Annotated in this window: 12 protein-coding genes and 3 tRNA genes; 4 read left to right on the top strand and 11 right to left on the bottom strand. The window is 67.6% G+C overall.

Annotated features, from left to right (window positions below):
* Positions 1-11: 11 nt before the first annotated feature.
* From EZE58_RS07470 to EZE58_RS07455, 4 genes are all read right to left on the bottom strand, one after another.
* Positions 12-2,252 (bottom strand): HNH endonuclease signature motif containing protein, encoded by a 2,241-nt coding sequence (locus EZE58_RS07470; RefSeq protein WP_009377674.1) that lies wholly within the window; start codon positions 2,250-2,252, stop codon positions 12-14.
* A gap of 355 nt (positions 2,253-2,607) precedes the next feature.
* Complete coding sequence (locus tag EZE58_RS07465; protein WP_009377676.1) at positions 2,608-3,120, bottom strand: hypothetical protein; 513 nt, start codon at positions 3,118-3,120, stop codon at positions 2,608-2,610.
* Positions 3,121-3,145: 25 nt separating this feature from the next.
* Positions 3,146-3,868 (bottom strand): GNAT family N-acetyltransferase, encoded by a 723-nt coding sequence (locus EZE58_RS07460; protein WP_009377677.1) that lies wholly within the window; start codon positions 3,866-3,868, stop codon positions 3,146-3,148.
* Between the two features lie 241 nt (positions 3,869-4,109).
* On the bottom strand, positions 4,110-6,044 hold the full coding sequence (locus EZE58_RS07455; RefSeq protein ID WP_009377678.1) for an FAD-dependent monooxygenase: 1,935 nt from the start codon (positions 6,042-6,044) through the stop codon (positions 4,110-4,112).
* A 176-nt stretch (positions 6,045-6,220) separates the two neighbouring features.
* Here EZE58_RS07455 and EZE58_RS07450 point away from each other — a divergent pair, with 176 nt between their 5' ends.
* Entirely contained in the window at positions 6,221-6,901 is a 681-nt protein-coding gene (locus EZE58_RS07450) for a GntR family transcriptional regulator (protein WP_009377680.1), read from the top strand.
* A gap of 114 nt (positions 6,902-7,015) precedes the next feature.
* Here EZE58_RS07450 and EZE58_RS07445 read toward each other — a convergent pair.
* The 4 genes from EZE58_RS07445 to EZE58_RS07430 form a co-directional block, all read right to left on the bottom strand.
* Positions 7,016-7,091 (bottom strand) — tRNA-Phe (locus tag EZE58_RS07445).
* A gap of 69 nt (positions 7,092-7,160) precedes the next feature.
* Positions 7,161-7,234, bottom strand: a tRNA-Asp gene (locus tag EZE58_RS07440).
* A gap of 37 nt (positions 7,235-7,271) precedes the next feature.
* A tRNA-Glu gene (locus EZE58_RS07435) sits at positions 7,272-7,344 on the bottom strand.
* 145 nt (positions 7,345-7,489) lie between these two features.
* Positions 7,490-7,627 carry a hypothetical protein gene (locus tag EZE58_RS07430; protein WP_164672042.1) on the bottom strand — a complete coding sequence of 46 codons (138 nt, stop codon included), beginning with the start codon at positions 7,625-7,627 and terminating at the stop codon, positions 7,490-7,492.
* 132 nt (positions 7,628-7,759) lie between these two features.
* Here EZE58_RS07430 and EZE58_RS07425 point away from each other — a divergent pair, with 132 nt between their 5' ends.
* Positions 7,760-8,107, top strand: coding sequence for a metallopeptidase family protein (locus EZE58_RS07425; protein ID WP_009377681.1), 348 nt, complete (start codon positions 7,760-7,762; stop codon positions 8,105-8,107).
* A gap of 231 nt (positions 8,108-8,338) precedes the next feature.
* Positions 8,339-8,839 carry a Cys-tRNA(Pro) deacylase gene (gene ybaK / locus EZE58_RS07420; RefSeq protein WP_009377682.1) on the top strand — a complete coding sequence of 167 codons (501 nt, stop codon included), beginning with the start codon at positions 8,339-8,341 and terminating at the stop codon, positions 8,837-8,839.
* 34 nt (positions 8,840-8,873) lie between these two features.
* On the opposite strand, the gene EZE58_RS07415 is transcribed toward ybaK, so the two are convergent.
* Positions 8,874-9,485: a YigZ family protein gene (locus EZE58_RS07415; protein WP_009377683.1), complete on the bottom strand. Its 612-nt coding sequence runs from the start codon at positions 9,483-9,485 to the stop codon at positions 8,874-8,876.
* Between the two features lie 121 nt (positions 9,486-9,606).
* Here EZE58_RS07415 and EZE58_RS07410 point away from each other — a divergent pair, with 121 nt between their 5' ends.
* Positions 9,607-10,968: an aspartate aminotransferase family protein gene (locus EZE58_RS07410; protein WP_009377684.1), complete on the top strand. Its 1,362-nt coding sequence runs from the start codon at positions 9,607-9,609 to the stop codon at positions 10,966-10,968.
* A 5-nt stretch (positions 10,969-10,973) separates the two neighbouring features.
* On the opposite strand, the gene EZE58_RS07405 is transcribed toward EZE58_RS07410, so the two are convergent.
* Together EZE58_RS07405 and EZE58_RS07400 are read right to left on the bottom strand one after the other, a co-directional pair.
* Positions 10,974-12,605 (bottom strand): amidohydrolase, encoded by a 1,632-nt coding sequence (locus tag EZE58_RS07405; RefSeq protein WP_167560160.1) that lies wholly within the window; start codon positions 12,603-12,605, stop codon positions 10,974-10,976.
* Between the two features lie 22 nt (positions 12,606-12,627).
* Positions 12,628-14,436 carry a thiamine pyrophosphate-dependent enzyme gene (locus EZE58_RS07400; RefSeq protein ID WP_009377686.1) on the bottom strand — a complete coding sequence of 603 codons (1,809 nt, stop codon included), beginning with the start codon at positions 14,434-14,436 and terminating at the stop codon, positions 12,628-12,630.
* Positions 14,437-14,478 lie beyond the last annotated feature (42 nt).

Raw genomic sequence — 14,478 nt, 5'->3', positions numbered from 1 at the left:
GAGGAAGGGAATCAGAACGGCGGTGGTCCGCCGGGATCCCAGACCCAGCGCTTCTTCCGCGGCTTCTTGTAGATGATGTTGCCCTCCGCGGGGACCCATCCGGCCGCTCCGTCTCCGCCTGCGGGCTCCGGGCATTCATCGGCGAATCGTTCGTCGCCCGGTGACGGCGGCGGTTCCTGCCCATCATCCGAGTCGATCGGATCTGTGACGATGGCCTGCATGAGGCGGGCCTGCTCGACGTCGACAGGGTTGTCCCCTGGAGAGAAGATCGCTTCCACACCGTGGGCGAACCGGTATTCGAGCACACCGGGACAGTCCATGCGCACCGCGTATCTGCAGTCGGTCTTCGCCTGGTGGTGGAGTTTGCACAGCGGGTGGAGGTTGCCGAAGACGGTCAGTCCTCCCGAGGCCGGATTATCGTGGTCGAACGGGATGATGTGGTCGACTTCCGACGTCTCTGCTCGACGCCGGCATCCGGGCACACTGCACCATTGCCATTGGGCGACGAGCGTCTGCCTCACCTGAGCGGGAATGTAATAGGACATCGCCTTCGCATCGATCGGGGTGCCGGTCGCAGGATCGGTGAGGATCCGCGTCCACGTCGAACATTGGCCGGCGATCGCCCGAGCCATCTCCGGCGGGATGGGCGAACCGTCGGAAAACGTGCCGGGCAGATCAGCGAGGCCGGCGAGCGAGATGAAGGGCACCGTGGTGATCATCTTCGACTGGCCGCCGAGCCAGAACGGCGTCGTCGGCATCGTCAGACCCAGGTAGAACGCGTATCGGCCCTGTTCGTCTGGATCGGAATCCTCGATCCGGGTCATTTCCCCCTGCCTTGCGTCCGGAGAGCGAACGGAACCATCCGGTCCATCGTCATCCGTCGATCGAGCACCTCCGACCGTCCGGTTCTCCGTGTCGGGACCAGTGCAGTCGACTACGGGCGCACCGCCGACGGGTACTGCGTCGTCGACAGGAATGACATTGCCGAACGAATCGGTGGCTGCTGCCTGGGCAGGAGCAGCTGTCGGTGCGTCGTTGAGACTGCCGGCCGTCGGGGCGACGGGATCACCTTCGTCGACATGGACGCCGCCGAGGCTGCTGGGGTCGATTCCGACGGATCCGACGGCAGTGCCGATCGCCTCGGCGATGTCATGGACGGTGCGGGCATTCTCCAGGTCGAGAGGGATGTCGCGGCTCGAGTTCTGCCCGGTGTCGGTGTCGTGTGCGCGGATGTGGATGCGAGCCTGCGGGATGGTGCGGGTGATGATGTCGAACATCAGGGCGTCGATGCTGCGGTCGTCGTCGATGATCGCTCCTGCGGGCATCTGGTCGGTGAACGCCGCAGTGTTGCCGTTGCGGATGGCTCTCGCGAAGGCCTCGATGCGCAGGTAGCACGCTTGAAGTTCGGCTGACGGTCCGGTGAGCGTCAGGCACGCGGTGCCGTCGGGGAAGGTGGTGATGCCGACTCGACGACGCTCATGGGCCGCCTCGGTGCGCTCTTCCTCGGGCTGGACGATCGAGACCTTGAGAGACAGCGACTTCCTGAAGGTCTCGACTGTGATGTCGGCTCGCCGCTCCTCGAGGTAGCAGTCGATGACGGGGAGGCGCTGGAGCTGGAGGTCCTGGCACATGCGGGTCGCGGCGATCGCATGCTCGATGGTGAACTCGCCGGCGAGGCAGCGAGCGTAGAACTTGGGCAGCCCGTGAACGAGGGTCATCGCCGCAGTGACGTGAGCGTAGGTCGCGGGGATCGTCGAGCCGCGGATCGCCGAGAGCTCGGCGATGTCCTCGGCATGGGAGAGGGAATGGACCCACCCGTAGATGGTCTGGGTCTCCCGGAACTTCGGAAACCCAGGGAGGGGTGCCGGGACAGTGAAATCAGACGCCGAGGTGGGGGCGGCTTCGGGATCCCCGGCAGCGGGTGAAGGAGCCGGGTCGGGATCGACCTCGGAGACCCAGTCGGCCTCGGAGCCGTGTGCCCGGGCGTGACGGCGGGCGGTCTCGGTCAGCGATGCGTGCCGGTACGGGGATTCCGGAGAGGGGTTGAGGAGATCGAGGTGAGCGATGACATCGTGGAGGAAGAGGGATGCGGTCGTCTCCCACGCGGCCAGCTGCGCGCGATCGCAGGCGCTGTAGACGGAGAGCGCATCAGCATAAGGGGAGTCAGGATCTATGCGGAGGCGGCGAGGATCGGGAGGCTCGTCATCGGCGGCACCGCAACCGGCCCCTAGGGGGTCCGAAGGATCCTTCATCGCCGTTCACCTGCCTTTCCACGTCAGTGTGGATCGTTACCCTTAGTGTAGACCGCATCACAAATCGTGTCAATACATATTTCGAAACTGATCCGAACGAAAATTTGGTTGAACTCATTATGCTCATCGAAAATCGCAGGCTGACTCTCGTGAGATCGGGCTGCGTTTGGGACCGCGATCGAGGGCTGCGTTCGGGGCCTCGATCGGGGGCTGCGATCGGGCACGCCGGACGTTCGGCCACGCCAGAACCGCTCGGCACGGGCGCACGAGTACGCTCGGCACGCGCGCACGAGAACGCCCTCCCACCTCGGCGAGCGAGGGGAGAGGGCGGTGGAACCGGCCGCAGGGGAGGCGGTCAGTCCTCCTGGTAGGCGTTGTCGATGGTCTCGGGCATGCCGTCGATGACGTCGACCTCTTCGACGCCGTCGTCAGCGAGGGCGTCGACGTCGAGGTCGTCGCCGCTGAGTTCGGCGACCTCGGAGTCGTCGTCGCCGTAGGAGACCATCTCGTCGCCGTCGCGATTGCCCTGCTCTGCGGCGGTGATCGGGTCGGTGTCGAGGTCGCCGTCGAGCGCGGGGGCGTCCTGTTCGTCGTCCCAACCCGCATCGTCGATGAGCGCATCGTCGGCACCTTCGATGCCGGTGCCCTCGGGACCTTCGGCGCCGGGTTCGATGTAGGGCTCGTCCTCTTCTTCGGAGTCGGCTTCGAAGTCGGGATCCTCGGCGTCGGCCTCGGCCGCGTCCGCGGTCTCTTCGAGTCCGTCGAGGTCGACGCCGGTGGGCTCGGCGTTGTCCTCTTCCGTCTCCTCCGCATCGAATTCGTCGTCCTGCGTGAGGAAGTCGGCGTCGTCGGTGGGATTCTCGCTCATGATCGCTCCTTGAATCGGGTCGGTTTCACCTCATTGTCGCACTGTTCCCCGCACGTGCACATGGGTGCTCTCGCCGGTCGCAGCGGTCGGCGCGATGGCAAACCATCGGCAGTGTGGGTTGCCGTTCGCAGCGGCCCGGGCTGCCGTTCGCGGTCGCTCGGCTGACTTTCCCCCGTCCGCGATTGTCTGGGCTGACTCCCACTGTCCGCTGCGGCCTGGGCCGTCGTCCGCGCTGGCTGGGCTGCCGTCCGCGATTGCCCGGGCCGTCGTCCGCGCGGCCTGGGCTGTCGTCCGTGTGAGCCCGGCTCGTCGAACAGCGCAGCCGCATGAGTCCCGCGTTCGTCGGTGCGAAGCCGCACGCGTCGAAATAGAACTCGCGGAGGTGATCGTCGAAGTCGACGTGGAGCCACTCGCAGCCGGCCGCGGTCGAGTGCTCGCGCGCGATCTCGATGAGTCGGCGTCCGATGCCTCGGCGACGGGCGCGCACGGCGACCGCTGTGTCCTCGATGAACGCGTGGACGCCGCCGTCCCAGATGATATTGACGAAGCCGACGAGCCCGACGGCGTCGCGGGCCGTCACCCAGCCGAGGCTGAGCGCCTCGAGGTGGGTGAGCCAGTCGTCGTCGAGGACCCGGTGCTCGAACGCCTCGGCGTGGAGGATGTTGATCTCGTCGTTGGTCACCTCGCCGCGCCACTCGAAGGCGAGAGACCGATCTGTGACAGGGGCAGAGCCGTCAGGAGTGGTCATTGCATGGGCCCTTCTCGATCGGTGCGTTCATGAGCGCATGCTAGCGCCACTGCGCGAAGTCCGGGACAGCGTTGAGCGAAGTCCGGGATTGTGCAGCGCAGATCGCGGCACTGCGCAGCACACGTCCGCGAACCCCGGCGAGTCAGCATCGGCATGATTCCCGCGGCATGCGGCGAGCCCCGCGAGGATCCGCGGGGCTCGCCGTCGGTGGCAGTGAGGCTGGTTCAGGCGCTCAGCCCACTCACACCACCGCCCGGTCTGATTCGATCGTCGCCCGCTCCGGCGCGTCGGTCGCCCGCTCCGATGCGGCGGCTGCCTGGTTCGGTGCAGCGGCAGCGCCGCTCCGCGCGGCCGACGTGTTCTGCGCGGCCGACCCGCTCTGCGCGGCCGACTGCGGTGAGGCGAGGATCGCATCGAAGACGCGGTTGAGCTCGTCGGCGGCGTCGGCCACGGAATCGATCGACCGGTAGGCGACGTAGCGGTCCGGGCGCACGATGACGACGCCCTCCGAGTTGATCCCGCGGTTCTTCATCCATGCCATCCGCACATCGACGTAGTCGCTGCCTTCGAGCCCGACGGTATGAGCCCTGATCCGCAGGCCGCGGTCAGCGGCGATCTGCTCGGCGGCGGCGACCCAGTCGTGACCGTCTTCGCCGGCAAGGACGAGGAAGTGTCCGCCGTCGACGAGACTGCTGAGGGCGAAGCGCTCGTTCGACTTCTCGACGAAGGCATGGGGGAGCGGATGACCCGGTTTCGTCGACGGTTCGTAGAGTCGGACCGCGTCGATGGGCACATAGTCGGGAGAGCCGTCCGATACGACTGCGGTGGAATCGTAGCGGTACCCGAACTCGACGTTGTGGTGGCGGAACTCCATGGTCTGCGTGCCGATCGCGCGGTTGAGCGCGTGGCGCTTCTCTGCGGCGTTGGGCTTCGAGTCGTCCCAGATGGGTTCGAGCTCCGCCCAGTTCTCAGCCGCGGAGGCCTCCGGAGAGAGGTTGAGGGCTCGGTCGATCGTGAAGTGATTCATCGCCGAGGCGACCGCAGCGTTGACGTTGTCCTGATCGACCGGCTTGCGTTCGGCTTCGTAGGAGTCGAGCAGTGCATCGCCGGCTCTGCCCTCGAGCACGAGAGCGAGCTTCCATGCGAGGTTATAGCCGTCGTGGATCGCAGAGTTGAGTCCGAGGCCTCCGGTCGGCGGGTGCCGGTGGGCTGCGTCCCCGATGATGAAGACGTCCCCGGCGCGGAACCTCTCCGCGACGACGCCTTCCATGATCCACGGTGACACCTTGTGGATCTCGAGCGCCGAGCGATCGACGCCGAGCACCGTGCAGAGGCGGGCGATGACCTGGTCGTCCGTGAGCGCCTCGGCATCATGGGTCGCATAGTCGAGGTGGACGACCCACTCCTCGGACTTCGTGCCCCAGTGCTCCGGGCCCATGGCCACGAGGACTCCTGAGGACCATGATCCCCCGAACTCAGGGTTGACGAGCCAGCGGATGAGCACATCGTCGTCGAGGGCCCATTCCGAGAGGTCGGCGGAGAAGTGGACCGAGACCATCATCATCAGGTCCGTCGGTCCGGTCATCCCGACTCCGAGGGCCGGACCCACCGTGCGGCCCCGGTCCGCGGCGATCGCATACCGGGCGCGCACCGTGTATTCGGAGCCGGAGTCCTTGTCGAGCACTGTCGCGAGGACTCCCTCGTCGAGGAGCTCGACAGCGGTGACCTCGTGATTGAACCGAACGCCGTCGGGACGTCGGTGCAGTCTGCGCGCGTGGTCGAGGAGCAGAGGCTCGAGTCGGATCTGCGGAAGGTTGCATGTGCGCTTCGCACTCGCCGCGATGTAGTCGGGGTCGGTGTAGCCGCCTCCCCAGACCTCGAGGTGGCCGAGGCGACGACCGGAGTATTCGTGATCGCCGACGAGACCGGCGTACCACCCAGTGCTCTTCATGTTCTCCGCTGGGGTGCTGCGCTCCTCGATCGCCGGCGCCACCCCGAGCTCCTCGAAGATCTCCATCGTGCGCTGATTGAGCACGTGGGCCTTCGGCAGCTTCGACGTGTAGGGGAGTGAACTAACCAGGAGGTGATCGACTCCGAGTTTCGACAGGTTCATCGACGCGGACAGTCCTGCGCCTCCGCCTCCGATGATGAGCACGGGTACTTCGATGTCAGCCATGGTGCCTCCTTGCATCCTGGCGCCGGTGCTTCTGTGGCACCGACGGTGGTCCGACGGGAGCGACGAAGTGGACCGCCGCGTGACCTCCACGGTATGAGCTGAATCACTATATTGCAATAGAAAAAAGATATTTTGGCAGGGTCTCGTCGAAATACGCATATGTCTATACTGGCGACATGGCTGCATCTCGGGTCGGAAGCACTCTGTCCGCCGAAGCGTATGACCGTCTGCGGGCGGAGCTTCTGCGGGGATGCTTCACGCCCGGCTCCAAGCTGCGCATCGGCGAGATCGCCGACCGGTTCTCCGTCAGCCCGTCCGTGCTTCGTGAGGCGATGACGAGACTGGCTCAGGACGGACTGCTCAGCGCCAGCCCCCAGCGAGGGTTCTCGGTTCCCGAGCTCACTGCGGGTCTGCTCGAAGATCTCACGCGTGCGCGCCGGATCATCGAAGCCGCCGCGCTGCGGGAGTCGATCGCCGACGGCGATCTGGCGTGGGAGTCCCTGGTGCTGGCGGCCCATCACACGCTTGAGAAGACGCGCTTCACCGACGAGGGCGGGCACATCACCGGGGAGTGGGATCGCGCTCACAGGGCGTTTCATGCCGCCATCCTCGCCGGTGGACGGAGTGAGACCCTGGCGAAGGTCGCGACGGATCTGCGTGCCCGCTCCGAACTCTTCGTCCATTGGTCCCGCGAGCTCGTCGCCGATGAGACCCGCGACGTGCCCGAGGAGCATCGGCGGATCGCCGAGCTCTCGGTCGCCCGTGATGTCGCCGGCGCTGTGGAGGCGCTCGAATGCCATATCCAGCGGTCTGCCGACGTGCTCATCGCCAGTGTGAGCTCTCAGATCAGTGCGTGATCCCCGCAGGGGATGATTGTGCCGGCGGGCGGTCGTGGTTCCACCGGGTGTTCGCGGCTCGCCTGAGCCGGCGAATGCGAAGAACCCCGCGGAATCCGCGGGGTTCTCGTTCTGTGGTGGCTCCGACCGGCGTCGATCCGGTGACCTTTCGATTTTCAGTCGAACGCTCTACCAACTGAGCTACAGAGCCTGGTCGCCGACATACGTGATGTATGCCGAGAGAAACAAAGGCTCTTCCGAAGAAGAGCCTTATGCTCCGCGACCCTGACGGGACTCGAACCCGCGACCTCCGCCGTGACAGGGCGGCGCGCTAACCAACTGCGCCACAGGGCCTTACTGTTGTGGTGTGCGACCTTTCGATCTTACACCGTACCCCCAACGGGATTCGAACCCGTGTCGCCGCCGTGAAAGGGCGGTGTCCTAGGCCTCTAGACGATGGGGGCCTAGTTTGCTCTCGGATTCCCCGTGGGCAACGACGTTAAGCTTATCCCAACCATTTCCGAGAATGCAAAACAGATCCCGGTGTCCTCCGTCACAGATTTCGAGGCCCCGAAATCGGCTTCCGACAGTGCCCGGAACCCCTCCTTCTCACCCCATCGCCGAGGTGCTCGTGCCGCCCCGTCCGACCCCGCCGAGGCGGTCGCCCCACCCCAAACCGAACCCGCCGAGGCTGCTGTGCACTTCCGATCCCACCCCGCCGGGGCGGTCGTGCACGTCGGGGACCACTCCACCTCACCTCGGCGACGGAATGACGATGAGGTGAACGGCCACGGGATGACGATGAGGTGAACGGCGAGGGGACGGCTGCACGGCGAGTGGGGACGCCCCCGTGTCAGTCGCGCCCGCTAGGATCGGGCCATGGAGTACCTGAGCGAGGAGGAGTTCGAGGCGATCCTCGACGAGGCGATCGAGGACCTGCCTGCTGGGGTCACCGACGAGCTCGACAACGTCGCCCTCTTCGTCGAGGACGCACCCGAGGACGGGAGCCCGACCCTGCTCGGGCTCTACGACGGCACTCCGATCGGCGAACGCGGGCAGCGCGGCCTCGAGATGCCCGACACGATCTTCCTCTACCGTGACAACCTCATCGCCTACGCCGAGGACCGCGACCACCTCCGCGAGGAGATCGTCGTGACGATCGTCCACGAGATCGCCCACTTCTACGGCATCGACGACGACCGGCTCCACGAAATCGGTTGGGGGTGACAAGGCACCTGACCTCAATCTCCCCGCGTGAACAGGAGGGAAACAGGCTACCGGCGAGTTCGCAGACGCGCCATTGATTGGCATTGGACTTGACGCTTCGCCTATTGTGGGCGGGTACGGAAACAGCAATCGAGAACAACATTCCGTCCGTATCGACGCGGGACATCTCGGGGCCGCCGGGCCTTGGAGGATGTCCCGTTCGGTCCACGGGCAGGAGGCACGATCCCCCCTATGACAGTTGCATCCAAACCGGCAAGCGCGGCGACCCCGGCCGTCCGAGTCCTCAATCTCGCAGGAATCGACTACAGCCTGCACAGCTTCGACCACGATCCCGCCACCCGACGCTACGGCTCGGAGGCCGCCGACAAGCTCGGCGTCGGATCCGACCAGGTGTTCAAGACCCTGATGATCCAGGTCGACGGCTCGCCCGTCACCGCCCTCGTCCCCGTCTCCGGACAGCTCGACCTCAAGGCGCTGGCCTCGGCACGGGGAGCGAAGAAGGCCCAGCTCGCCGGCGTCGCCGAGACCGAGCGCCGCACCGGCTACCCCGTCGGCGGGGTCTCCCCGTTCGGGCAGCGCCACGCCGTGCCCGTCGTCATCGACCGCACCGCCCTCGAGCACGCCTCCGTCTTCGTCTCCGCCGGCCGCCGCGGCCTCGAGATCGAGATCCGACCCGAGGACCTCGTCATGCTCACGAACGCGCAGGTCGCGAAGATCGCCGCTCTCGACTGAGTGATCCGCCAGCAGGCTCAGCGCACGCGCACCCTCAGGCCCATTCGACGTCACCGACGTTCGGATGGGCCTGACCTGCTGTGAGGTCGGCGAACATCGCCAGTGCCGGGTCCACCTCGGCGACGGGGACGAAAACCGTCAGCTCCACCTCGGCGCCGTAGCTGGCCCGCACCGACCATCCCCGCACTTCAGCCGCCCGTTCGAGGGCGTTCGCCTGGGCATAGTCGACGCTGGCACGCACCGGGACGAGCTCCCGTCTGACCACGACGGAGGCGCGGTCGACCGCCGCCGAGGCGGCCTGCCCATACGCGCGCACGAGTCCTCCCGCCCCGAGCAGGGTGCCGCCGAAGTACCTGGTGACGACGGCGACGACAAAGGTGAGCTCGTGGCCGAGGACGACGTCGAGGATCGGGGCGCCCGCGGTCCCGGCAGGTTCGCCGTCGTCGCTGAAGCGCTGCGTGCGGGAGTCGGGATCGAGGACGAACGCGGTGCAGTGGTGGCGGGCCTTCGGGTGGAGTGAGCGCTGCTCGGCAATGACCTCGCGGGCCTCGGCCTCGTCGGCGACCGGGGCGACGAGGCCTAAGAACCTCGAGCGCTTGATCTCGATCTCGGCCTCGGCACGCTCGGTGATCGTCCGGTAGGGCATGCGGCCCACTCTAGCGAAATGCCACCGGCACGCCCTGACCTGCCCTGCGCAGTCCCGACCTCCTCTACCATGGCCGTAGGCGGCGCCGCCGCACCGAACCCCACGGCGAAAGGCCAGCGACATGGAGAAGCTCAGCGACGCGGAGCTCGAGGCGATCCGAGCCGAGTCGGCCCGTGCCTACGATCTCGACCGGGCCCACGTCTTCCACTCGTGGTCGGCGCAGAGGACGCTCGACCCGATGACCGTCTCCCGGACCGAGGGCTCGTACATCTATGACGGCGAGGGCCGGCCGCTGCTCGACTTCTCCTCCCAGCTCGTCAACACGAACATCGGCCACCAGCACCCCAAAGTCGTCGCCGCGATCAAGGAGCAGGCCGACCTCATCTGCACGATCAGCCCCGCCCACGTCAACACCGCCCGCTCCGAGGCCGCCCGCCTCATCACCGAACGCACCCCGTCAGGCCTCGACCACGTCTTCTTCACCAACGGCGGTGCCGACGCGAACGAGCACGCGATCCGCATGGCCCGCCTCCACACCGGCAAGCACAAGGTCCTCTCCCGCTATCGGTCCTACCACGGCGGCACCCAGACGGCGATCAACGTCACCGGGGATCCGCGGCGGTGGAGGAACGACCTCGGCGACTCCGGCGTCGTCCACTTCTTCGGTCCCTTCCTCTACCGCAGCGAGTTCGACTCGACCACCGAGGCCGAGGAGACCGAGCGCGCCCTGCGCCACCTGCGGCGCACGATCGAACTCGAAGGCCCCTCGACGATCGCGGCGATCGTCCTCGAGTCCATCCCCGGCACCGCCGGCATCATGATCCCGACCCCCGAATACATGCAGGGTGTGCGCGCACTCGCCGACGAGCACGGCATCGTCCTCATCGCCGACGAGGTCATGGCCGGGTTCGGCCGCACCGGGAAGTGGTTCGCCTTCGAGCACTTCGACATCGTCCCCGACATCATCACCTTCGCCAAGGGCGTCAATTCCGGGTATGTGCCGCTGGGTGGGGTGATCATGAGCAACGACATCTACGACTCGTTCGCCGAGGTGGCCTACCCCGGAGGGCTGACGTACTCCGGTCATCCGCTCGCGTGCGCCGCCGCGGTTGCGACGATCGATGCGATGGAGAACGAGGGGATGGTCGAGCACGCGGCCCGCATCGGCGAGGAGATCATCGGACCCCGCCTGCGCCAGATCGCCGAGTCCTCGAAGCACGTCGGCGAGGTCCGCGGCACGGGTGCGTTCTGGGCGATCGAACTCGTCTGGGACAAGGAGACGAAGGAACCGCTCGCCCCCTACGGCGCAGGCTCGCCCGAGGTCGCCTCGGTGCTCGCCTCCCTCAAGGAGTACGGTCTCGTCGCGTTCACCAACTACCACCGCATCCACGTCGTCCCGCCGATCAACATCAGCGAGGACGACCTCGAGAAGGGCCTCGGGATCCTCGACAAGGTCCTCACCGACCTCGATTTCGCCCGCTGAGGCAGCTACCTCGCGTCGTGAGTGAACGCGCCGCCGAGGACGGTGGCGCGCACGGGGATGTCGGCGATGTCGGCCGGGGCCACCTCGGCGGGATGGGCATCCAGGGCGACGAAGTCGGCGAGTTTCCCCCGCGAAAGCGTCCCCTTCTCCGCCCCCTGTCCGGAGGCGATCGCGGCGACCGAGGTGTAGGCGGCGACCGCCTCGGCGGGGGAGAGCCTTTCGGAGGCCGCGCCCATGACGTCGCCCTCCCGGGTGGCGCGGGTGACGAAGGCGCCGATCCCACGCAGGGCGGTGCCGTCGGCACACGGTCGATCCGAGCTGCCCGGCAGCAGGACCCCGGCGTCGACGAAGGACTTCGCGCGGTAGAGCAGCCTCCGACGCTCGGGCCCGAGCGAGCGGTTCATCCCATCCCCGATCGCCTCGGCGAACGCGGCCTGCGGGGTCACGGCGATGCCGTGGGTGGCCAGGGTCTCAAGGTGCTCGTCGTGGACGAGGCCCGCATGCTCGATCCGGTTGGGCACGGCCCGTCTGCCGAAGCGGGTCTGGGCCTCGACGATGTTCGCGATCGCCGCATCGACGGCGGCGTCGCCGATCGCGTGGACGGCGAGTGACCATCCGGAGGCGTAGGTGTCGAGGATGCGCTGCCACAGCTCCTCGGCATCGGCCTGGAGGTAGCCGGGATGGTCGCTGCCCTCGTAGTTCTCCCGCAGCGCCGCGGTCTCCCCGGACATCGCCCCGTCCATGAAGAACTTCACAGGCCCGATGCTGATCATGTCGTCGCCGAGGCCGGTGCGGAGTCCCGCGTCGAGGCCGATGCCGAACCCGTCGGCGGAGTTCGCAGCGATCGGGTGGAGGCCGTCGGCCTGCGGCATGAGCTGGGCTCGGGCGCGCAGCTTGCCTTCTTCGCGGGCGCGCAGGTACGCGGAGATCTCGATGGGGGAGTGGCCGATCCACCCGTAGGCGATGCCGCACTCCCCGAACGAGGTGATGCCCTCCCTGGCGTACTGCGCGGTGGCGAGGTCGAGGGCGTCGACGATCGTGTCCAACGAGTACGGGCGGATGAGGTCCTGGACGAGTCCCTGCGCGGTCTCCTCGACAAGGCCCGTCGGGTGCCCGGCGGCGTCGCGGACGACCTTCCCGCCGATGGGGTCGGTGAAGTCGGCATCGAGGATGCCGGCGAACTTCATCGCCGCGGTGTTGACGATCGCCGCGTGCCCGGATGTCTGGCGCATGAACAGGGGTCGGTCGCCGGTGATCTCGTCGAGGCGGCTCAGTTCCGGGTACTGTCCGTCGTAGTCGCGGTGGGCGAAGCCGGTCGCCTCGATCCACTCCCCGGCAGGGGTGACTGCGGCCGCCTTCTCAAGCGCTGCGTAGACGTCGGGCAACCCGCCGGGCATCGCCGTGACGTCGACCGAGGCAAGCGTGAGGCCGTACCACGTCGTGTGACAGTGGACGTCGTTGAAGCCGGGCAGCACGGTCGCCCCGCCGAGCGACTCGACGCGGTCGGCGCTGATCCCGTCGAGCTCCTCGTCGAAGCCGATGATCCGCCCGGATCTCACGCCGATCTTCGTCGCCCGGGGGCGGGCGGGGTCGAGGGTGTGCGCGTCGAGATCGGTGAAGATCGCGTCGATTCTCACGGAGTGCCTTTCGCGTGTGCGTTCAGAGTCTCGGCCCGCGGATCGCGGGATCGGTGATGCAGTGGACGATGGCCGGTCCCCGGTGGGCCAGTGCCGCGGCGAAGGCCTCCCGGAAGTGCTCGGTCCGCTCGACCCGGATCCCGAGTCCCCCGAATGCCGTGGCCATCGCCGCGAAGTCCGGGTTCTCAAGCGTCGTTCCGGTCGCCCGACCTGGGTAGTCGCGGTCCTGATGACCGCGGATCGTGCCGTAGACCGAGTTGTCGTTGATGACGATCGTGACATCGACCCCGTACTGGACGGCCGTCGCGAGCTCCTGCCCGGTCATGAGGAAGTCCCCGTCGCCGGCGATGCAGAACACCGTCCGGTCGGGGGCGACAAGTCCCGCGGCGACCGCGGCCGGCAGACCGAAGCCCATCGACCCGTTCCGCGGCCCCAGCGCCGAGGGGAATCCGTGCGTGGGCAGGAACCGTGTCGCCCACCCGGAGAAGTTCCCCGCCCCGTACGTGATGATCGCGTCCGCCGGCAGCAGCTCCCTGACGTGGACGAACGCCTCGTCCATGTCGACGAAGGTGCGGTCATCGTTCTTCGCCGAGGCGGCTGTGGCCACCTCGTCTGCCTCTCCCGGCTCCTTCGCCGAGGCAGCTCCCGCCGAGATCGCCCCCACCGGGACCGGGACCGGCTTCGGCTCCCGCCAGTCCGACAGCTCCGCGCGGGCCTCCTGGATCCTGGAGGCCAGGGTCGTGTCGTCGGAGCCGGCGTCGTCGGTCGCCCCGCCTCTCGTCCCACTGTCTGCCACTTCGGCGATGCTGCCGTCGGCGGAGACCGTGTACGCGGGGGTCCCGTCCTCGGTGAAGAGCCGTTCGGCGAACCGGTTCACCGAGGTGACGATGTGCTCGTCGAGACGCCCGAAGTGCCCGTGCGCGTCCGGATCGGGACCGATGATGATCGTGCGCTGATCCGTGCCGATCGTGAACCCGTCGGTGGCGACATCGGTGCGCACGCAGCCGAGGAAGATGTGGAGGTCGGCCTCGGCGAACACCCGCTTGGCCACGGGAGCGGCACCGTAGCCGAGGATCCCGAGGAAGTTCGGCGCATCGTGGTCGATGCCGTCGTAGGCGCGGAACGTGGCGATGACGCCGAGCCCGCGGTCGCGCGACCACCTGGCGATGCGCTCGGCGGTGGCCGGGTCCCAGTCCTCGCCGCCGATGACGAGCACGGGACGTTCGGCCTGGTCGATGCGGGCGCGCAGCTCGGTGAGGTCCCCGTCGGCCGGGGCCGGGACTCCGAGCGCCCGCGGGGCCAGCACCGGCGCGGATGTCCGCTCGGTGAGCACCTCCTCGGGCAGGCCGATGACGACGGGACCCGGCCGGCCGGACACGGCGGTGTGGAGGGCATCGACGACCACCTCGGCGGCCTTGTCGGGATCGTCGAGGACGAGGACCTTCTTCGCCGTCGTTCCGAACCACGCGGAAAGGTCGAACTCCTGGAACGCCTCACGCCCGCGCGCGGCGGTGGGGATGAGGCCGACGAAGACGACAAGCGGGGTCGCATCCTGGTAGGCGGTGTGGACGGCGGCCATGACGTTCGCCGCCCCCGGCCCGCGGGTGACCATGGCGATGCCGGGGATCCCGGTCATCCGCCCCTCGGCCACGGCCATATAGCCGGCACCGCTCTCCTGCCGGCACACGATGGTCTCGATCGGGGAGTCGTGGAGGCCGTCGAGGACGTCGAGGTACGACTCCCCGGGCACGAGATACGCCCGCCTCACTCCGTGGGCCTCGAGCTCCTGGACGATGAGATGGCCGGCGGTCTGTGACTCGGTGACATCCATGATTCATGCTTATCACTCTTTCGTCTCAAGTGGGCACCGCGG

It is taken from the genome of Brevibacterium sp. LS14 (assembly GCF_012027885.1).
GTDB lineage: Bacteria > Actinomycetota > Actinomycetes > Actinomycetales > Brevibacteriaceae > Brevibacterium > Brevibacterium casei.
This window is presented reverse-complemented; position numbering and strand designations above follow the sequence as displayed.